The sequence below is a fragment of the Pseudofrankia saprophytica genome, assembly GCF_000235425.2.
Classification (GTDB): Bacteria; Actinomycetota; Actinomycetes; order Frankiales; family Frankiaceae; genus Pseudofrankia; species Pseudofrankia saprophytica.
The window spans coordinates 5,571,582-5,590,065 of the sequence record NZ_KI912266.1 but is presented as its reverse complement, the minus strand read 5'-3'; the positions used below and the strand labels follow the sequence as shown (position 1 = coordinate 5,590,065).

Annotated in this window: 17 protein-coding genes; 11 read left to right on the top strand and 6 right to left on the bottom strand. The window is 71.1% G+C overall.

The window, feature by feature from the left end:
* The 5 genes from FRCN3DRAFT_RS51740 to FRCN3DRAFT_RS0223585 all read left to right on the top strand — a co-directional run.
* Nucleotides 1-2,042: acyl-CoA dehydrogenase family protein (locus tag FRCN3DRAFT_RS51740; RefSeq protein WP_051466352.1), on the top strand; the 2,042-nt coding region annotated here is incomplete at its 5' end.
* Nucleotides 2,043-2,286: 244 nt separating this feature from the next.
* Complete coding sequence (locus FRCN3DRAFT_RS0223600; RefSeq protein ID WP_007519164.1) at nucleotides 2,287-3,666, top strand: ABC transporter substrate-binding protein; 1,380 nt, start codon at nucleotides 2,287-2,289, stop codon at nucleotides 3,664-3,666.
* A gap of 215 nt (nucleotides 3,667-3,881) precedes the next feature.
* Nucleotides 3,882-4,793: an LLM class flavin-dependent oxidoreductase gene (locus FRCN3DRAFT_RS45860; RefSeq protein WP_007519162.1), complete on the top strand. Its 912-nt coding sequence runs from the start codon at nucleotides 3,882-3,884 to the stop codon at nucleotides 4,791-4,793.
* A complete protein-coding gene (locus FRCN3DRAFT_RS0223590; RefSeq protein WP_007519161.1) occupies nucleotides 4,786-5,826 on the top strand; it encodes an LLM class flavin-dependent oxidoreductase in 1,041 nt (346 codons plus the stop codon). The genes FRCN3DRAFT_RS45860 and FRCN3DRAFT_RS0223590 overlap by 8 nt, the downstream gene beginning before the upstream one ends.
* A gap of 119 nt (nucleotides 5,827-5,945) precedes the next feature.
* The gene (locus FRCN3DRAFT_RS0223585; RefSeq protein ID WP_007519160.1) at nucleotides 5,946-6,323 is read left to right on the top strand and encodes a nuclear transport factor 2 family protein; all 378 of its coding nucleotides are present in this window, start codon (nucleotides 5,946-5,948) and stop codon (nucleotides 6,321-6,323) included.
* A 14-nt stretch (nucleotides 6,324-6,337) separates the two neighbouring features.
* On the opposite strand, the gene FRCN3DRAFT_RS0223580 is transcribed toward FRCN3DRAFT_RS0223585, so the two are convergent.
* The 5 genes from FRCN3DRAFT_RS0223580 to FRCN3DRAFT_RS0223555 form a co-directional block, all read right to left on the bottom strand.
* Nucleotides 6,338-6,958: a dihydrofolate reductase family protein gene (locus tag FRCN3DRAFT_RS0223580; RefSeq protein ID WP_007519159.1), complete on the bottom strand. Its 621-nt coding sequence runs from the start codon at nucleotides 6,956-6,958 to the stop codon at nucleotides 6,338-6,340.
* Nucleotides 6,958-7,464, bottom strand: a complete 507-nt coding sequence (locus tag FRCN3DRAFT_RS0223575) for an SRPBCC family protein (protein ID WP_007519158.1) — start codon at nucleotides 7,462-7,464, stop codon at nucleotides 6,958-6,960. The genes FRCN3DRAFT_RS0223580 and FRCN3DRAFT_RS0223575 overlap by 1 nt, the downstream gene beginning before the upstream one ends.
* A gap of 3 nt (nucleotides 7,465-7,467) precedes the next feature.
* Nucleotides 7,468-7,809, bottom strand: a complete 342-nt coding sequence (locus tag FRCN3DRAFT_RS0223570; RefSeq protein WP_007519157.1) for an ArsR/SmtB family transcription factor — start codon at nucleotides 7,807-7,809, stop codon at nucleotides 7,468-7,470.
* A 1,043-nt stretch (nucleotides 7,810-8,852) separates the two neighbouring features.
* On the bottom strand, nucleotides 8,853-9,293 hold the full coding sequence (locus FRCN3DRAFT_RS0223560) for an MFS transporter (protein ID WP_027140868.1): 441 nt from the start codon (nucleotides 9,291-9,293) through the stop codon (nucleotides 8,853-8,855).
* A gap of 291 nt (nucleotides 9,294-9,584) precedes the next feature.
* Complete coding sequence (locus tag FRCN3DRAFT_RS0223555; RefSeq protein ID WP_198536025.1) at nucleotides 9,585-10,796, bottom strand: pectin acetylesterase-family hydrolase; 1,212 nt, start codon at nucleotides 10,794-10,796, stop codon at nucleotides 9,585-9,587.
* Here FRCN3DRAFT_RS0223555 and FRCN3DRAFT_RS0223550 point away from each other — a divergent pair.
* Together FRCN3DRAFT_RS0223550 and FRCN3DRAFT_RS0223545 are read left to right on the top strand one after the other, a co-directional pair.
* The gene (locus FRCN3DRAFT_RS0223550; RefSeq protein ID WP_198536024.1) at nucleotides 10,783-12,192 is read left to right on the top strand and encodes a sensor histidine kinase; all 1,410 of its coding nucleotides are present in this window, start codon (nucleotides 10,783-10,785) and stop codon (nucleotides 12,190-12,192) included. The two genes, FRCN3DRAFT_RS0223555 and FRCN3DRAFT_RS0223550, sit on opposite strands and share 14 nt — an antisense overlap.
* Complete coding sequence (locus FRCN3DRAFT_RS0223545; protein ID WP_007519153.1) at nucleotides 12,189-12,851, top strand: response regulator; 663 nt, start codon at nucleotides 12,189-12,191, stop codon at nucleotides 12,849-12,851. The genes FRCN3DRAFT_RS0223550 and FRCN3DRAFT_RS0223545 overlap by 4 nt, the downstream gene beginning before the upstream one ends.
* 46 nt (nucleotides 12,852-12,897) lie before the next feature.
* Here the strand turns inward: FRCN3DRAFT_RS0223545 and FRCN3DRAFT_RS0223540 are convergent, their stop codons facing one another.
* A complete protein-coding gene (locus tag FRCN3DRAFT_RS0223540) occupies nucleotides 12,898-14,010 on the bottom strand; it encodes an ABC transporter substrate-binding protein (protein WP_007519152.1) in 1,113 nt (370 codons plus the stop codon).
* A 117-nt stretch (nucleotides 14,011-14,127) separates the two neighbouring features.
* Here FRCN3DRAFT_RS0223540 and FRCN3DRAFT_RS0223535 point away from each other — a divergent pair, with 117 nt between their 5' ends.
* From FRCN3DRAFT_RS0223535 to FRCN3DRAFT_RS45855, 4 genes are all read left to right on the top strand, one after another.
* The gene (locus FRCN3DRAFT_RS0223535; protein WP_007519151.1) at nucleotides 14,128-15,813 is read left to right on the top strand and encodes an AMP-binding protein; all 1,686 of its coding nucleotides are present in this window, start codon (nucleotides 14,128-14,130) and stop codon (nucleotides 15,811-15,813) included.
* A 44-nt stretch (nucleotides 15,814-15,857) separates the two neighbouring features.
* On the top strand, nucleotides 15,858-17,030 hold the full coding sequence (locus FRCN3DRAFT_RS0223530; RefSeq protein ID WP_007519150.1) for a thiolase family protein: 1,173 nt from the start codon (nucleotides 15,858-15,860) through the stop codon (nucleotides 17,028-17,030).
* Nucleotides 17,031-17,175: 145 nt separating this feature from the next.
* Nucleotides 17,176-17,961, top strand: a complete 786-nt coding sequence (locus tag FRCN3DRAFT_RS0223525) for an alpha/beta fold hydrolase (RefSeq protein ID WP_007519149.1) — start codon at nucleotides 17,176-17,178, stop codon at nucleotides 17,959-17,961.
* Nucleotides 17,962-18,058: 97 nt separating this feature from the next.
* On the top strand, nucleotides 18,059-18,484 hold a 426-nt coding region (locus FRCN3DRAFT_RS45855), incomplete at its 3' end, for an acyl-CoA dehydrogenase family protein (protein ID WP_007519147.1).

Sequence of the window (18,484 nt, the reverse complement as noted above, 5' to 3'; positions counted from 1 at the left end):
TCGCGGCCGCGCGGCTGCTCGCCACGGCCGCGCCGGGGCATCCCGACCTACCCGCCGTCGTCGCCGGCGAGCTGATCGCGACGCTGGCGCCGCGGGTGCGCGCGGGCGTCGGCGTGGCGGTTCCGGCGGGGGCGGTCGCCGGCCTGGTCCTGGCGGTCGCCGACGGGCAGCTGGTCGCGGCCCGGTCCGCTCCGCCCGGTGCCGCCGTCGCCAACCAGGGCGACCTGCCGGTGGCGGACCGCGAGCTGCGCGGCGCGACGGTGCTCGGCGGCGGCCCGGCGGTGGCCCTGTTCGAACGGGCGCGGGCCGAGTGGCTGGTGCTGATGGCCGGCTGGCTCGCCGGGCTGGCCGACGGCGCGCTGGAGCTGACGACCCGGTGGGTCAAGGAACGCATCCAGTTCGGCGTGCCGATCGGCTCGTTCCAGGGGGTGCAGCACGGCCTCGCGGACCTGCCGGGACTGGTCGACGCCGCGACGCTGCTGGCGCGGGAGGCGGCCTGGAGTCTCGACACCGGACGGCGGTCGGAGACCGGGGCCGACGGCGGCCAGCTCGCCGGGATGGCCGCCCTGGTGGCCACCGACGCCGCCCGGCACGCCGCGGACCGCGCCGTGCAGTACCACGGCGGTCTCGGGGTCGCCGTCGAGCACGACGCGCAGCTGTTCTTCCGCCGCGCCCGCGCCTACCCCGCGCTCGCCGGCGCCCCCCTTGCCCTGGCCCGCGAGCTGGGCCGCGCCCTCGTCGACAGCCCCAGCCCCAGCGCCGTAGACGGCCACGCGACGCTCGCCGGCACGTCAGCCCAGCCCGGCGACGACGGTGCCATCGGGACGGACTTCGCCCACAGCCCGTCGGTCGCCGCGTTCGCCGCCGAGGTCCGGGGCTTCGTCCGGTCCTGGCTGACCGACGAGGTCCGCCGCGAGGCACGCCGGACCGGCACCGTGCACGTGCCCGCGCTGCACCAGGCCCTGGCCGAGCGCGGCTGGCTCGCCGCCTCGGCCCCGGGCGGGCGCGCCGCCAGGGATCCCTACGAGCTGGGCGCGCTCTTTCGCGAGCTGGAGCTCGCCGACGCCCCGTACCACGGCATCGGCACCACCATGATCGTCGCCGGCGTGCTGGACCAGATCGGTAGCCCGGCGCTACGGGCCGAGGTGCTGCCCCGGCTGCTGACCGGCGAGGCCACCGCGGTCCTCGGCTACTCCGAGCCGGGCTCGGGCTCCGACGTCGCGGCCGCCCGCACCCGGGCCGTCCCGGTGGACGACGCGCGCACCGCCTGGCGGATCAACGGTCAGAAGATGTGGACCACCCTCGCGCACACCGCGGCCCACTGCCTGCTGCTGACCCGGACGAACCCCGACGTGCCCAAGCACCGCGGCCTGACGATGTTCCTCGTCCCGATGGACAGCCCGGGCATCACGATCCAGCCGATCCACACGATCGCCGACGAGCGGACCAACGTCGTCTTCTACGACGACGTGATCGTCCCGGACTCCTGCCGGGTCGGCGAGGTGGACGAGGGCTGGCGGGTCATGGCCATCGGGCTGAGCCTGGAACGCGGCGTCATGGGCAGCACCGCGATGCTCGAACCCCTGCTCGCCGACGTGACGGCCTGGGCCCGCGTCGCCGGACCGGCCGGAGACTGGCCGGGCGAGGGGCGACCGGCCGACGACCCGGCCGTGCTGACCGCGATCGCCCGCGCCCGCGCCGACGCCGAGGCCGCCTTCCTGCTCACCCAGCGCACCGCCTGGCTGAACGTCTCCGGGCAGTCCCCCGCGGTCGCAGGCACGATCGCGAAGCTGTTCGCGTCCACCGCCTACCAGCGCGCCAGCCGTGAGCTGCAGGACGCCGTCGGCCTGGGTGGCATCCTGCGCGCGCCCTCCGGCGAGGGCACCCTCCCGGCGGCGGCCGGCGGCGAGATCGAACGAGCCGCCCGCCACTCCTGCGTCGTCACCATCCAGGGCGGCACCACCGAGATCGCCCGCAACCTCGTCGCCGAACAGCGCCTCGGCCTCCCGAAGACCCGCCAGGGCACCCGCTCGTCAGCCTGACCGGGTGGCGAGGCCACCCGACCAGTTCGACCTGACGCTTCCATCCGTCGAGTAAAGCATCTATATATATAACTCTATGGGCGCCGAGACGCTCCGCCGGTCGGTGGGTCCGGACGGATCGGGCCGGCGTGACCATCACCATCACCACCGCCGGCGGGCCTGAGCCGTCTCCGCCGGGCGGTCTGGCGATTCATCCCGCCGCGGCGGGCCTGGCGGCCCGCCGCGTTCATAGCGAAGGAATCTGATGAGACTGCCGGCACGATTAACGACCCGACTCGTCGCGGCACTGGCCGCGTCTTCGGCGATCATGGCTGGGATGGCGGCCTGTTCGGACGACAAGACCGACACGGCGACGACGACCAGTGCTCCGACGGTCAGCGTCGCCGACGTGAAGGCCGGCCCCGCGTCCGGGTGGAGCGACGGTGGCTACAAGCCGGACCTGTCGACGCTGAAGTGCGGCCAGACGGCCGCCGACCCCACCCGGGGGATCACCGACACCGAGATCACCATCGGCGGCCTGGCCTACCTGACGAGTCCCTCCGGCGCCTCGATGACCGGCACGGAGGCGGGCGCCCAGGCGCGGTTCGCCCGGGTCAACGCCGAGGGCGGCATCAACGGACGTAAGATCAACTATGTTGGCACCCTCGACGACGGCAACGACCCGGCCCGCAACGGCTCCCAGGCCAAGGTGCTCGTCGAGCAGAAGAAGATCTTCGCCGCCGTGCCGGTGATGACCAGCGGCGCCAGCTACCTCGACACCTTCTGCGCGCAGACCGTCCCGTTCTTCGGCTGGGGGTTCAACTCCGGCTTCTGCAACACCTCGATCGGTTTCGGCATCACCGGATGCCTGCTGCCCGGCAAGGACCTCAAGGCCACCGCCACCACCTACGGCGTCATGCTCAACGCCCTGTTCGGCGGCAACGCGACCGGCAAGACCGTCGCCCTGGTCGGCAACGACGACGACACCGCCCGCACCGGCCTGGCATCCATCGCCCGGCAGATCAAGTCGGTCGGCCTCGACGTCGTCTACCAGGAGACGCCCATCCCCGACTCCGGCCTGAGCGACGCCACCCCGATCGTGAGCGGGATCATGTCGGCGAACAAGGGCGCCCCGCCGGACGTCGTGCTCTACGGCACCGACTTCACCGCGACCACCAAGCTGACCGAGGCGCTCGACGCCGCCGGATACAAGGGCAAGCACCTCAACACCGTCGGCTACGACCCTCGGCTGGCCGCCGCCAAGCTGCCCGGCCTGGAGGGTGCCTACACGTCTCTGCAGTGGCAGCCGGGCTCGGACGTCTCCGTTCCGGCGATCAAGCAGATGACCGATGACATCAACAAGTACGCTCCGGGCACCGCGATCAGCCTGCCGACGATGGCCGGGTACTGGTCCGCCGACATGTTCGTCGCCGCGGCGACCAAGGCCGGCAAGGACCTCAACCTCAACACCCTGCTCAAGTCCATGAACGGCGACTTCTCCTACTACGTCGACAATGCGGTGGCCGAGTCCCGCTGGCCGCTCAATCACTTCCTCTCGACGCCGTGCACGTCCGTCGTGCAGCTCAACGGCGACAAGTACGACGTCACCAGCGCCCTGTCCTGCGGGGCCTACACGACCGGCTAGCAGCCTGTGATCCGTACACCGACGTCGTGCGCGTGACGGGCGCCGAGCCGTCGTGCGGATCATCGTCGTGCGGATCACCGTGGTGAACATGCTGCGGGTGAACATGTCTCGGGGGCGCCGCCAGACATTCGGCGCCCCCGAGCGCCTCCGCCGGTTCACGCCGCACGTGGCTGCCTGGTTCGGACTCGTAGTCGCCTGGTTCGGAAAGGTGCCGCATGTCGATCGGGCGCTTCGGCCTGCTGATGACGAACTACACGCATGACCTCGCGCCGGGCTCGTTGTTCGGGCGGATCGGCGACATCGCCAGAGCCGTCGACGAGAGCGCCTTCGACACGTTGTGGCTGCCGGACCACCTCATGCAGGGGCCGGTCGGTGACCTCGAGGCCAACCGTGGCGCGGCCGAACGGACGGCGGACGGACCGGCCGGTCGGCACACCCCCATGTTCGACGCTCCGACCCTGCTCGGCGCGCTCGCGCTGCTGACGGCGCGAGTGCGGATCGGCCCGCTGGTCAGCCCGGTCACGACCCGTCATCCGGCGCTGCTCGCCAAGGCGATGACCACCGTCGACGTCGTCTCCGGCGGGCGCGCCGTCGTCGGCCTGGGGGCGGCCTGGGATGCCGACGAGCACCGGCGTTTCGGGATGGCGTTCCCGCCGGCGCGAGCGCGGGTGGACCGTCTCGAGGACGCCGTGCGGATCTGCCGCGCGATGTTCGACGAGCCGGTCGTGAGCCTTCAGGGCCGCCAGGTCTCGGTCGACCGGGCGGTCAACGAACCGCGACCGGTCAGCCGGCGGGTCCCGGTGCTGGTCGGCGGGACCGGCGCCCGGTCGCTGCGGATCGCGGCGACGTACGCCGATGCCTGCAACCCGATCGGCGAGGCCGACGTGCTGCGCGGGGCGTTCGCGGCGGTCGACCGGTGCTGCGCCACCCTTGGCCGGGACCCGGCCAAGGTCGCGCGGCTGGCTGGCGTGATGTTCCATCGGACCGCGGACGTGCCTGGCCTGGTGGCCGACGCGTTCGCCGCAGGCGCCGACGGCGTGATCCTCGTCCCCTGGCAGATCGCGCTGTCGCCGGAATGGGTGAGCGCCATCGGCGCCCAGCTGAGGGCGGAGTTTGGTGATGACTGATGGACGGGACGCCGGTCGAGGCCGTGGCGCGAGCGAGCGAGCTGCGCCGGAGGACCTGGTAGCGGAGGATCTGAAGGTCGGGCTGTTCGTGGACGCGCGCAACCCCGAGCCGTGGCGGCGCCCCTGGCGGGAGCACTATCCGAGGCTGCTCGACCTGGCCGCCGAGGCAGACCGGCTCGGCGCGGACTGTATCTGGCTCACCGAGCACCACGGGTTCGACGACGGGTACCTTCCGCAGCCTCTCGTGCTGGCCGCGGCCATGGCGAGCCGCACGACGCGGGCGAGGATCGGCACGGCCGTGCTGCTGGGGCCGATCCGCGATCCGGTCCACCTGGCGGAGGAGGCGGCACTCGTCGACCTGGTGTCGGGCGGCCGGCTGGAGCTCGGCCTCGGAGCGGGGTACGTGCCGGGCGAGTTCGAGCTGTTCGGCGTCGACATCGCGGCGCGGTTCGCCACCCTCGACGCGGTGTTCACCCGGGTCCGCGCCCTGCTGACCGACGGTGGCGTCACCCCGGGGCCGTTGCAGCGTCCGGTGCCGATGTGGCTGGGCTACGGCGGCCCGGTGGGTGCGCGCCGGGCCGGGCGGATGGGCGCGTCGCTGCTCACCATCGGCCGGCGAGTGGCGGCCGCCTATCTCGAGGGCCTTGCCGAGGGCGGGCACGACCGCGCGTCGGCCCGGCTGGCCGGCGACGTGGACATCGTGGTGGCCGACGACCCGGAAGCCGCCTACGAGCGGATCAGGCCGCACTACCTGTACCAGCTGAACTCCTACCGGCAGGCCGGTCGGCTGGGGCCACCGCACACCGAGGCGGAGCTCGGCGACCGGCGCGGGCACGGCCGGGCCCGCGTGCAGCTGAACCTGCTCGTGCTGTCCGTCGACGAGGCCGTGGCCGAGGTACGCCGCCGCGTCGAGGGCCTGCCGGTGGAGCACGTCTACACCTGGGCGACGGTCGCCCAGATGCCCGAGGACCTGGTCGCCCGTCACCTGCAGCTGTGGCTCGGACCAGTACGGGACGCGCTGTCGACGGCCTGACCGCCTGACCGCCTGGCCACGCGCATTCCGACACCCACGACACCGACGACACCGACGACTCGCGCGACGCCAACGACCCGCGCGACACACATGACATCCATGACCAAGGAGGCGCGGCGATGGACGTGGCCGACCGGCTGGCACTCGGCGAGCTCCCGGCCCGCTACGGCGACCTGATCGACGACCGCAACTGGCGGGACCTCGACCAGATCTTCCTGCCGGAGGCCACGTTCGAGATACCCGGCCAGGTCCTCGACGGGCTGGCCGAGATCCGGGCGTTCATGACCCAGGCGCGCCACCCGCGGACCCACATCATGACCAACATCTACGTCGACGAGACGCCGGACGGCGTCATCCTCCGGTTCCGCCTCGTGGGCATGCGGCCCGACGGCCGGATCAGCTCCGGCCGCTACCGCGACGTCGTGGTGAAGCGCCCGGAGGGCTGGCGGGTGGCAAGCCGGGTCTTCACGGCGACCCCATACGACGAGCCGGCGTAGGAACCTCCCGACAGTTACCGTTTCTGGACGGTGTAGGTCAGGTGGGTCACCCGCCGCGTCGGCTCCGCGTGGATCGGTTCCAGGGCGACGTGGCCTGCGTCCACGCCCTCGAACAGGCGGATTCCGGAGCCGAACAGTACGGGTGAGAGCGCGATCGTGAACTCGTCGATCAGGCCGGCGTTGATGTACTCCAGGATCGTCGCGCCGCCGCCCGCGATGCGGACGTCCCGGTCGCCGGCGGCGTCGCGGGCCTGGTCGAGCGCGGTTTCGATGCCGTCGTTGACGAAGTGGAAGGTGGTCCCGCCCGGCCGCTCCCAGGGGTCACGCTTCTCGTGCGTCACGACGAAGACCGGCGTGTGGAACGGCGCCTCCTGCGGCCACGCGTGCTCGCCGGCGTCGAACATGCGCTTGCCCATGACGCTCGCGCCGGTGCGCTCGAACGTCTCCCGCGCGATGTCGTTGTCGCGCCCTTCCTCGCCGCCCTCGCCGAGCTTCAGGTTCTCCCGGAAGAACCGCAGCGGGAATATCCACTGCTGCAGCTCCATCCACTGCTGCCCCATCAGTTCCTCGGGGGACTCGGGCGCGATGAAACCGTCCAGCGACATCGACACGCTGAAGAACACCTTCCCGGCCATCAGTCCTCGGCTCCCGTCCGAATGATCTCGGTGACGTAGGCAGCCAGGTTGTTCAGGGTCTGCTGGCCGCCCTCGATCGCGTGGTACTTCTCGACCGCCTCGTCGCGCAGCTCTCTGGTGGGGAACACCGTGCGCATCTCGATCCGGGTCGCCGCGCCGTCGGGCGCGAACGTCAGGACCGACTCGAAGGCGTTCGGGTCGCCGCGGGACTCACCGTGCAGCATCTCGATCCGCTCCGGCGGGGCGATCCTGGTCCAGGAGATCCACTCCTGGTAGTCCGTCCCATCCGGTCCGTGCATCACGAAGTCCCACTCCCCGCCGACGCGGAACTCGAACGCCCTCGTGGTGGTGGTGAACCCCTCCGGTCCCCACCACCGCGACAGGTGCCGCACCTCGGTGAACGCCTCGAACACCAGCTCCCGTGGGGCGTCGATGACCCGGGAGATCACGATCTCACGGTCAGCCGTCGCGGACCGCGCCGGCGCTCCTCGTCCCGTCGCGCTCATCAGCTACTCCTCCTGCCTTGCCTGCTTGAGGTCCCGCACGTATGCGTCCAGCCGGTCGAAGCTCTCGTTCCAGAACCGCTCGAACCCGCCGGCCCACTCGTGAACCGGCCGCAGCCCGCGGGCGTCAAGGCCGTACAGGCGTTGCTTGCCTACCCTGCGGTCCCGCACCAGCCCGACCTCCCGCAGCACCCGCAGGTGTTTGGACGCCCCCGGCTGGGTCATCCCCAGCTCCTGGGCCAGCTCGGTCACCGGCCGCTCACCCGCCCGCAGCAGCACCAGGATCTCCCGACGCTGCGGCTCGGCGATCGCGTTGAAGACGTCCGACGTCGTCGCTGCTCGTGCCATGACCGCAATCATATTCCGATATCGGCATACGTCAAGCCTGGAGGAATCAGGCGAGTCTTCGCGCCAGGCTGGGCGGACGTCGAGCTCATGATCGGGCGGGATCTTCGGCGCTCTGGCACGCAAGAACGCAATCACCCGGGAAATGTCTTGGCGATCGCAATGCCGCCCCCGCGTGGAGCGCGGTCCGGGTTTAGTCGGGGCGCCGCCCGGCGCTCGTGCGGCCGGGTGCTCATCCTGTCCGACGTCAGCGTCACAACCAGCGCCGTTTCGCGCCCCTGACGTCTGACGCGACGCCCGGGATCCCCGGTACCTGCCACGACGCGGGAGAGAAACAACCGGGCCGCCGCTCCGCTGCGCACGTCCATCCACCCATGGGCTGTGGCGGGCGGGAAGCCGGGATCCGCCCCACAAGCCATGACCAGATCCGATGAGGGACCTGAGTAATTTCGGTTTCTCGCTCTGGCGCGCAAGAACCCAATTGCTCTACGAACATCTTGGCGATCACAGAGGTGAAGTCCGCGGACGTGGCGTGGCGTACGGGGTGTGATCGGGGGAACACGGCTGAGGTGGTCGCTGGCGGCTCGTTGCGGCCGGCTGGTGTGACCGCCTGGGTCGCGCCACGGGCAATCTGGAGTGCCCTTGACCGCGCCCTGGTTCCGAAACGGGATCGTGGCATTTCGGCGTGTCCATAGACAGCCTGAGCCAACACACTTCGCCGTACTGCTGCCGGTGTGTGTCAGATGATCGAGCCTATGGGGTCATTCGTCCACCACGGTCCGCCAGAGGCTGGTGGCAGGCAGGCCGTACGGCCTGGTGGAGCACGAGTCGGCGCGGGTGCGATGCCGCTTCGGCGTGCCCCACGCATAGGTGACCGGCGTCATGCGGATCTTCTGGCCCGGACCTGAGTAATTTCGGTTCCTCGCTCTGGGGCCGACGATCCCACCGGATCATGAGACCAGTCATGATCCGGTGGGATCGTCGGCGTCGTCCCGCTCGGCGGTCACGAGGTTTTCCCTCAGGACAACGGCTTCATCCAGACGAAGTCACCGGCCTGCCGTGACGTCCAACGGCCGTCCGACGCCGTCCACCCACCCGGTGGCCATGGGCTCGACGGCGGGCACGGACCCGCCGGACTCGCCGGGGTCGCCGGATTCGGCGACCCGCTGGGTGCGGCGGGGTAGGAGAGCCCAACCGGCGAGGAGGCCGGCCGCGAACACGGCCACGGCGATCCAGAAGTTGGCGGTCATGGCGTGCGCGGTGTCCGAGACGACGTGCGTGGGTACCGCGTACGTGTTCTCCCGGGCCAGGATCACCGAACCGATCACGGCCACCCCGAGCGTGCCGCCCAGCTGGTGGACCGTCTGCAGATGCCCGACGCCTGCGGACGCTCGCTCGCGGCGACCTGGCTCAGCGCGTCGGTGTCGATCGGTGAGAAGGTCAGGCGGTGAGAAGACCAGGCCGAGCCCGAGGCCGGTCAGCGCCATGCCGGGGATCTTCGAGGGGTAGGAGATGCCGGGCAGCGCGAGCGTCCACAGGATCGCGCCGACGGTGGCGGTGAATAGGTGTGAGGGGTTGGCGTGACGACACGACGGGTCGTCAACGACTCGTGGCTACGAAACGTGACGGAAAGCAACCCGGGTGGCATCTGATTTGCCGACGTGGGCATATCAGGTCGTGTTTGAGGTTCCGAATCTGCCTCAGAATTGAATGGCCACGCCCGCTGCTCAGGCAGCTTGTGGTATGAAGGTCGGTGGTCGCTCGTCGAGGGCCGTGTCCTACGGAGCGCACTTGTCGCAGTGGACGTCGTCGGGTGGTTCGCTGGTGACCAGTTCCTTGAGCCAGTCGACTAGCCGTATGCCATTCACGCTGATTTCATAGAACTTGTCGAACTCGAAGATTCCGTGGTCGTCGCCGGGTGCGGTGTAGCTGTGCAGGGGTACTCCGGCGGCCTCGATCGCCGCCTCGTTCCGGTCGATCTCGGCGAGCAGGTCTGGTGGATTGCTGGCCATCCATGATGTGACCTCTCGTGCCGCGTGCGGGTCGTAGGCGAAGTCGAAACGGGCCAGCACGAGGTTGGGGTTGTGCCGGCCGGCCTGGATCCAGAGCTGACGGGGGCCCCAGTCGCTGGCGGTGAGCCCGTTGACTGCCCACGTGGGCATGGTGTGGTAGGCGGCCCACCGTGCATCGAGGATGTTGGTGTTGAAATCGGGGTTGTCAGGCCAGGCACCGGACTGTGCGCCGAACACGATGACTCTGGCTTTGGGGAGCCGGTCGGCGACGAGGCCGCCGTAGGTGGGGGCGGCGACCGACCCCGCCGTCTTGCCGATGACCACGACCTGGGTGGCGTTCGGGTAGTGCTCGGTGATGTAGCTGAGGGCCGCCGTGCCATCGACGTAGCCGCGGTGTTCGATGGTCAGCTTCGGCGAGTATTTCCGGGAGACGTTACCCAGAAGCGCGTCGCCGGTGCATGAGCTCACATAGACGAACGAGTAGGTGGCGAAAGGGCTGTCGGTCCGGTTGAAATCGAACATTCCTATTCCGGTATCGGGACCATCGCGCTGGAGGCTGTTGAGGTTGTAGTCGTAGTTATCGTTCTCGCCGTTCTCGCCGTTGGCGTCCGCGAGGGCACACATGATGGCGTCCCAGCAGACGCCGCCGCCGTTAAGGAAGAGCACGACCTTGGTCGGGTCGGCCCGCCGTTCCCAGAAGGCAAACTGGCTGCCGTCGGCGCAGTGGCAATCGCCTGCCGGCACGATCTTTTCCCAGGTCGAGCCGCGGTGGTTGACGTCCGTGGATGCGCTGTCCTTCGGCGCGCTGCTCGTGGCGGCGCCACAACCGGCCAGCCCCAGCATCAGAGCGGCACACAGAAGAAGAGGAGAATTCAGCATGCGGTGATGACGAGGGCGGCCGCCACCACCACGGGAGATGTTGGTCATGCGTGCCAGGATGCGCCGTACCGGAATCGTCTCGGACGTGCCCGTGGTCATGTTCACCACCCTGACCTGCGACGGGTTCCGGGCCGGGATGCCAGGCACTAAGGTGTTGCCCGGTATGGGGATTCACCCGGCCGCCCTCCGTGGCGCCCTTCGCGCACCGAGCCTTCAGGATGCCGGCCTCGCCGCCCTGCTGCTGATCGCCACATGGGCGGTCAAGGGTGTCCGCCCGAGGCCGGCGGTCGGCGGCCTGTTCGCTGACGCGATCTGGCTGCGGGAATCGCCGGCCCGATGGGTCCTGATCGGCGTCTGCGTCGCGGCCGTGGCGGTGCGGCGCCGGTGGCCGGTCGCGGCGCTCGTCGTGGCGTCACTCGCCACCCTGGTACAGATGGTGGTGGCGGCCGGGCCCGTGCCCGCTGACCTGGCCGCCCTGATCGTCCTTTACACGATCGCCGCCGCGCGGCGGCGCAAGCTGTCGCTCGCACTGCTCGGTGCCGCTCTGGCGGTGGCGACGGTGTGGTCGGCGTACGTGGCCCTCGACGGCAAGGCCGATGGCTGGCTCTACGGGCCCGCCGGCCGCGGTGGGCAGGGAGCGATGCCGGTGGCTTCTGGCCCGCCGCGGGAGGCGACCGTCGATCCACCTCGGCGCGGCGGGGAACTTGGCGGGTACGGGCCAACGGACTGGGGCGGGATCCCGGTCCTCGGCTCCCTGCTGGCCGTGGCTTGGGCGATCGGGTGGGGTATCCAGAGCCGCCGCGCCTACGTCGGCGAGCTCACCGCGAGGGCACGGGACCTGGAGCGCGAGCGCGACCAGCAGGCCGCGCTCGCGGTGGCCGCCGAGCGGGCCAGGATCACCCGCGAGCTGCACGACGTGGTGGCACATGGCCTGGCCGTCATCGTGATGCAGGCGCAGGGCGGCGCCGCGGCGTTCGCCAAGCGGCCCGCCGACACCCTCGCCGCGCTGGACACCATCATCACTGCCGGCCGGGCCTCGCTCGCCGACATGCGTCAGGTGCTGTCCTCGGACGGGAAATTCGACGATCCGGCGCGACCGGTGCCGGGCCTGGCGCAGTTGCCCCGCCTCGTGGACCAGGTACGGCGGGCGGGTACCCCGATCCAGTTGCACATCGACGGATCGCCGCGACCGCTGCCCACAAGCGTGGACGTATCGTCGTACCGGATCGTCCAGGAGGCCCTGACCAACACCATGAAGCATGCCGGGCCGGGAGCGTGCGCCCAGGTGGTGGTGTCCTACCGAAGCGACGAGTTGCGGATCGACGCCAGCGACAACGGCACCGGCGAGTCGACCTCCGACCAGACCGGCAACGGCCTGCGGGGCATGCGGGAACGCGCGGTGTTGCTGGGCGGCGAGGTGAAGTCCGGGCCAAGACCGGACGGCGGGTATGTCGTGCAGGCCCGCATCCCCCTCAATCCGGGGGAGTCCGCATGATTCGAGTGCTCCTGGTCGATGACCAGGCCCTGCTCCGCGCCGGGCTGCGGATGATCCTCGAAAACGCCGACGACATGGACGTCGTCGGGGAGGCCGAGGACGGCGTGACGGCCACCGTCCTGGCGATGGAGACGGAACCCGATGTGATCCTGATGGACATTCGCATGCCAGCGGTCGACGGGCTGGAGGCCACCCGCCGCATCCGAGCGGCGGTTCCGGACGGGCCGCGCATCCTGATCCTCACCACCTTCGACCTCGACGAGTACGTGTACGCGGCGCTGCGGGCCGGCGCCAGCGGGTTTCTCCTCAAGGACACCCTCGCCGCCGACCTGCTGTCCGGGATCCGCGCAGTGGCCAAAGGCGATGCCATCGTCGCGCCACCCGTTACCCGGCGGCTCATCGAACGGCACATCGGCACATCCGGGGACCCGCTGCCCCGTACCGAGGCCGAGCTCCGCGTGCTCACCGAGCGGGAGCGAGAGGTGCTCGCACTGGTAGCCCGAGGGTTGTCCAACGCCGAGATCGCTGGGCGTCTCTTCCTCACCGAGGGAACCGTCAAGGGCCATATCAGCCGCATCCTGGCCAAGCTCGGCCTCCGGGACCGCGTGCAGGCCGTGATCTTCTCCTACGAATGTGGCCTGGTCCGTGCCGGCGCGTGACCGGTCGTCACGTGCTCACCCCAGGACCCCAGGTCAGCCGCCGAGCTCACCGAGGCTCGAACCTTGCGACGAGGTGGTGGGACCTGCGGTCGGGCTCGAAGGCGCGGGCGACCAGGTAGCTCGAGCCCATCCACCCGCGGCGGGTCCACTGGCCGAAGGAGATCGTCGTCCCCGGGGCGCCGGAGGCCGCCGGCACGAGCTTCACCCGTTCGAGGGCGTCCCGCACGCCCCGCGGCGACAGCGGTTCGGCGCCCGCGAACGCACGCGCCAGCGCCACGCCGGCGTCGTGGCACAGACCCGGCGCGTAGTACTGAGGCCGGCGGCCGTACGCGGCCTCGAAGCGGTCCAGGAACCGCTGGCCGACCAGGTTCTCCTCGTCGTACTGCTCCAGCCCGACCCAGCCGACGTACGCGTCCCAGATCTCGTCCGAGAAGTACGCGTCCTCGAACGCGGTCCCCATGTACCGCGGCGGGTCCCACCCGGCGGCCGCCAGCGCCTCGTTGATGCGGATCACGCCGTAGCCGAAGCCGAGGTGCACGAGCGCGTCGGGCTTGGACCCGTGGATCGAGCGCACCGCGTCGCCGATGTCCTGGCCGGTCTGCGCGATGGTCTCCTCCGCGAGGATGCGCAGCCCCTGCTCCCGGCAGGCGTCGCGGAAGCTGCGCGCGTACAGCTGGCCGATCACCGAGCGCTCCGCGAGCACCCCCACCGTGCGCGCGCCGGCCTTCGCGGCGAGGTGCGCGAGGATGATCGGCTCGTCGGTCATCGACCCGTTCGGCAGCGCGAACGTCCACTTCCCGAGCCACTGGTCGGCGCCGCAGACGCTGATCGACGGCACCCGGAACCGCCGCTCGATCTCCGGCCGCAGGGCGAGCGTGTTCTCGGAGATGTGCGGGCCGAAGACAGCGAGGCAGCCCTCGTCGACGAGCTCCCCGTAGGCGTCGATCACGGACTTCACGCTGCCGGTCGGTAACCCGTCGGCGTCGCGCTCGACGAGCTCCACCGGCCGGTCGAGCAGACCAGACTCCCGCGCCTCGCGGAAGACCAGTGCCAGCGCGTCGAGAAAGTCCTGCCGGGTGTCGTACGAGCTCCCGGGCGGGATGGTGAAGTCCTGAAGCACCCCGAGCTTGATCGGCTCCGCCTGGTGTCCCACGGCCACGGTTCGTCCCCTGTCTCGTCGACTGCCCCGATGGAAGAACCGGGGCGCATGCTCGCTGGAGGCTGTTATATGTAGATGTATCACCGTGGTGGTGTCGGCGAGGAGGGGACGAGTCGGGTGAGTGACGGCGTCTGGGGGAGTGCCCCGCGGCACACGACCACCGAGCTGCTGGTGCGGCGGATCGAGAAGGAGCCGGACACCGAGTACCTGGACATCGGCGGCACCAGGCTGACGGCCGCCCAGGTCGGCGAGGCGGCGGCACGGCTGGGCGGGGGCCTGCGGGAGCTCGGGGTCGCGCCGGGCGACCGGGTGGCGATGCTGTTGGAGAACTCGCCGGAGATGCTCGTCGCCTGGTGGGCGGCGCAGTGGGCGGGCGCGGTGGCGGTGCCGATCAACACCGCCTACAAGGGCGAGTACCTGCGTCATCAGCTGCGCGACTCGGGCGCGACGGTCCTGGTCGCCGCCGCCGACCTCGCGGACCGCGCCGCGGCCGTGTCCGGTGATCTCGACGAGCTGGCGCACGTGGTGGTCGCCGGTGGCGCGGACGCGTCGGCCTTCCCGGACGCGGCCGACGCGTCGGCGTTCCCGGGGGCGGACGCGCCGGTGTTCCCGGGCACGGCCGGCCATCGGCTCGACGACCTGCTCACGAGCACGCCGCTGGCGGAGCCGGTCGCGCGCCGTCCCTCGGACCTGGCGACATTCATCTACACGGGTGGGACGACGGGGCTGTCGAAGGGCTGCATGCTCAGCCACAACTACCACGAGGCGCTGTCCAGGCAGATCGGGTACAGCTGGGGCCGGACGGCGGACGACGTGATCTGGACGCCGCTGCCGATGTTCCACTACAACGCGCTGGTCACGGCGGTGATCGGCACGCTGGTGTACGGCGGGCGGGCGGCGATCTACCGGCGGTTCTCCGTGTCGAACTTCTGGCCGGAGATGAACCGCACCGGGGCGACGATGACCTCGACGCTCGGGACGATGGCCTACCTGCTGGCGCACGACGTGGACCGGCCGGAGATGCCGCGCTCGGGTGCCTCGGCGGCGAACACGTCGCTACGGCTGATGGGCGCGGCGCCGCTGCCGCCCGAGGTCGACGACGTGATCCGGTCCCGGTTCGGGATCGACACGTTCTCCGGCGCGTACGGGGTGACGGAGGCCAGCCTGATCTCCTGGCAGCCGCCGGGGGTACGCAACAGGCCACGGGCCGCCGGTGTGATCAACACCGAGTACTTCGACGTGCGGATCTTCGACGACGAGGACAACGAGCTGCCCTGGGGCACCGACGGGGAGATCGTGATCCGGCCGAAGCTGCCGCACGTCATGTTCGAGGGGTACTGGGGCCGGCCCGAGGTCACGGTGGAGACCAGCCGGAACTGGTGGTACCACACCGGCGACATCGGGAAGATCGACGAGGGCGGCTACCTCTACTTCGTCGACCGCTTGGCCGACTACCTGCGCCGCCGCGGCGAGAACATCGCGAGCTTCGAGGTCGAGCGGATCCTGATGGGCCACGGCCAGCTCGCCGACGTCGCCGTGCACGCGGTCCCGAGCCAGCTCACCGAGGACGACGTGAAGGTGACCGCGACCCGGGTCGCCGGCTCCACGCTCACCGAGGAGGAGCTGTTCCGGTGGTGCGTCGACGCGCTGCCGTACTTCGTCCTGCCGCGTTACATCGAGTTCCGTGACGAGCTGCCCCGCAGCCCTGTCGGCAGGGTCCTCAAGCGGGAGCTGCGCGCCGAGGGCGTCACCCCGGCGACCTGGGACGTCGAGACCTCCGGCGTCGCCTACGAGAAGCGCTGACCGAACCACGTCCCCCGCACCGCCGTCTCCTGGAGGAGCGCACCGTGACCGACGCCGTCATCGTCTCGACCGCCCGTACGCCCATCGGGCGAGCCCGCAAGGGATCGCTGGTCGGCCTGGACGCGTTCCAGCTCGCCGAGATCGCGGTGCCCGCGGCGCTGGAGCGCAGCGGCGTGCCGGCCCGGGACGTCGACGCCCTGGTGGTCGCCGAGGCCTACCAGGGCGGCGGGGTACTCGCCCGCAACGTCGCCGTGCGGCTCGGCCTGGAGGACCTCGCCGGGATCGCCACCAACCAGCACTGCGCCGGTGGCCTGGCCGCCGTCGCGATCGGCGCCGGCAGCATCAGGGCCGGCATGGACAGGGTCGTCATCGCCGGCGGCGCCGAGAGCCTGACCAACAGCGCGATGACCACCACGAGGCGGGGGCCGGACGGCCAGCCGGTGACGTGGGTGTCCGCGTCGCACCCGGAGACGCCGGACGCCCCGGCCTTCGACATGTCGATCACCGTCGGCGAGAACACCGCCCGCGAGCTGAGCCTGACCCGGCTCGACGTGGACGAGTGGGCCGCCTACAGCCACGCCCAGGCGATCGCCTCGATCGACGGCGGCTACTTCGTCGACCAGATCGTGCCGGTCGAGGTGACGGCGCCGGACGGCACCACCCGGATGTTCGACACCGACGAGTTCCCGCGCCGGGGCACCACCGTCGAGACGCTCGCCCAGCTGCGGCTGCTGCACCCGGAGCTGCCGGACGCGACGGTGACCGCCGGCAACGCCGCGGGCCTGAACGACGCGGCGGCCGCGGTCACGCTGGCCAGCGGCGAGTACGCGGCGGCGCACGGGCTGGCCCCGCTGGCCCGGATCCGGTCATGGGCCTCGGTCGGGATCGCCCCCGCGCTGACCGGGCTCGGCCCGTCGCTGGCGATCCCGAAGGCGCTGGACCGCGCCGGGCTGACGCTCGCCGACATCGACCTGTTCGAGGTCAACGAGGCGTTCTGCTCGGTCCCGGTGGCGACCATCCGCAAGCTCGGCATCTCCCCGGAGATCGTGAACGTGAACGGCAGCGGTGCGAGCCTCGGCCACCCGATCGCCGCCACCGGCGCCCGGATGGTCGTGACCATGGTCCACGAGCTGCGCCGGCGCGGGAGGTCTCTCGGCGTCGTGTCGATGTGCGCGGGCGGCGGCATGGGCGCCGCGATGGTCATCGAGGCCCTCTGAACGAGGCCTGCTGAGTCGCTCGGCCCGCGGCTGGGCGTCCGGTGACTTCGGATCGTCGCTTGACGTCCCCGACCTGGGCGGAAATATTTATATCTATCCAAACCGCGCCGACGGCCACGCCGGCTCACGCTCTCCTGGGGGTCCGGTGCCGTTCGCCGACGTGGGTGACGTCCGGTTGTTCTTCACCGACGAGGGCAGCGGAGACTTACCGCTGCTGCTCGTCCACGGCTACGCCGCCGACTCCCACGACTGGAGCTGGCAGCTGCCGCAGCTGCTCGCCGGCCATCGGGTGATCGCGGTGGACCTGCGCGGCCACGGCCGGTCCAGCGCTCCGCCGAAGGGTTACACGACGACGCAGTTCGCCGCCGACCTGGCCGGGCTGCTCGACCAGCTGGAGATCGACAGGGTGGTCGCCTTCGGGCACTCGATGGGTGGCAGCGTGGTCAGCGCCCTGGCCGTGGACCATCCGGGGAAGGTCGCCGCCGTGGTCGCCGTCGACCCCGCCTACCTGCTGCCGGACGAGGTGGCCGGTGGCATCCAGCCGATGCTGGACCTGCTCGCCGACACGGACCCGGTGCCGTTCGTCCAGCAGCTCGTCGGGGGCATGGAGTCGCCGGCGCGGCATCCGGCCCTGCGTACCTGGCAGGTGCGCCGGATCGCCGGGATGGAAGGCCACGTGCTGAGCCAGGCGCTGGCGGCGCAGGTGACCGGGATGGCGCTGCGTTCGCACAGCGAGCCGTACCTGCGCCGGCGGAGCTGCCCGGTGCTGAGCTTCTACGCCGACCCGTCGCGAGCCGCCGCCGAGCAGGCCGTCTTCGCCGACTCCCGGTCGCGGGTGGTGACCTGGGAGGGCGCGGGTCACTGGCTGCACCAGGAGCGCCCGGCCGAGTTCAACGCGCTCGTCACCACCTGGCTCGCGTCGATCGCCTAGCCAGTCGATCGCCCAGCCATCCGTGACCCCCCTCCGGTCGCCGGGTCGGGCCGGGCCGGGAACGAACGACACGTACGACGCAGGTGAGGAGCCGGCCGTGGACGATTTCCTGACGGACGAGCAGCGGATGCTGGTGGACGCGTCCGCGCGCTTCGTCGAGCGCACCTGCCCGCTCGAGAAGGTCCGGGCGCTGGCCTACGACGATCCCGCCTTCGCCGCCGCCTACCGGCGCCAGGCCGGCGAGCTGGGGTGGTACTCGCTGCTCGTCCCCGACGACCTGGGCGGCGGGAGCGTCTCGGACAACGCCGTCCTGGACGCGGCTCTCGTGGCCTACCACCGGGGCCGCGCGCTGCAGCCCGGCCCGTTCGTCGGGACGAACGTGGTCGCGTACGCGCTCGCGGCCGCGGGCGGCGGCGAGCACACGGCGAAGGTGCTGCCCGCCCTCCTGTCCGGCGAGGCCTCGGCGGCCTGGGCGCTCGCCGCCGCGCCGGTCCCGCCGGTTCCGCCGGCCCCGGCGGGGACG

What these genes read in the sequence shown, in the direction of transcription:
- FRCN3DRAFT_RS0223555 (WP_198536025.1), bottom strand. Translation starts at nt 10,796, where the DNA reads ATGACCACGGGCACGTCCGAGACGATTCCGGTACGGCGCATCCTGGCA.
- FRCN3DRAFT_RS0223590 (WP_007519161.1), top strand. Translation starts at nt 4,786, where the DNA reads ATGACTGATGGACGGGACGCCGGTCGAGGCCGTGGCGCGAGCGAGCGA.
- FRCN3DRAFT_RS0223570 (WP_007519157.1), bottom strand. Translation starts at nt 7,809, where the DNA reads ATGGCACGAGCAGCGACGACGTCGGACGTCTTCAACGCGATCGCCGAG.
- FRCN3DRAFT_RS0223575 (WP_007519158.1), bottom strand. Translation starts at nt 7,464, where the DNA reads ATGAGCGCGACGGGACGAGGAGCGCCGGCGCGGTCCGCGACGGCTGAC.
- FRCN3DRAFT_RS0223580 (WP_007519159.1), bottom strand. Translation starts at nt 6,958, where the DNA reads ATGGCCGGGAAGGTGTTCTTCAGCGTGTCGATGTCGCTGGACGGTTTC.
- FRCN3DRAFT_RS0223545 (WP_007519153.1), top strand. Translation starts at nt 12,189, where the DNA reads ATGATTCGAGTGCTCCTGGTCGATGACCAGGCCCTGCTCCGCGCCGGG.
- FRCN3DRAFT_RS0223585 (WP_007519160.1), top strand. Translation starts at nt 5,946, where the DNA reads ATGGACGTGGCCGACCGGCTGGCACTCGGCGAGCTCCCGGCCCGCTAC.
- FRCN3DRAFT_RS0223560 (WP_027140868.1), bottom strand. Translation starts at nt 9,293, where the DNA reads ATGGCGCTGACCGGCCTCGGGCTCGGCCTGGTCTTCTCACCGCCTGAC.
- FRCN3DRAFT_RS0223600 (WP_007519164.1), top strand. Translation starts at nt 2,287, where the DNA reads ATGAGACTGCCGGCACGATTAACGACCCGACTCGTCGCGGCACTGGCC.
- FRCN3DRAFT_RS45860 (WP_007519162.1), top strand. Translation starts at nt 3,882, where the DNA reads ATGTCGATCGGGCGCTTCGGCCTGCTGATGACGAACTACACGCATGAC.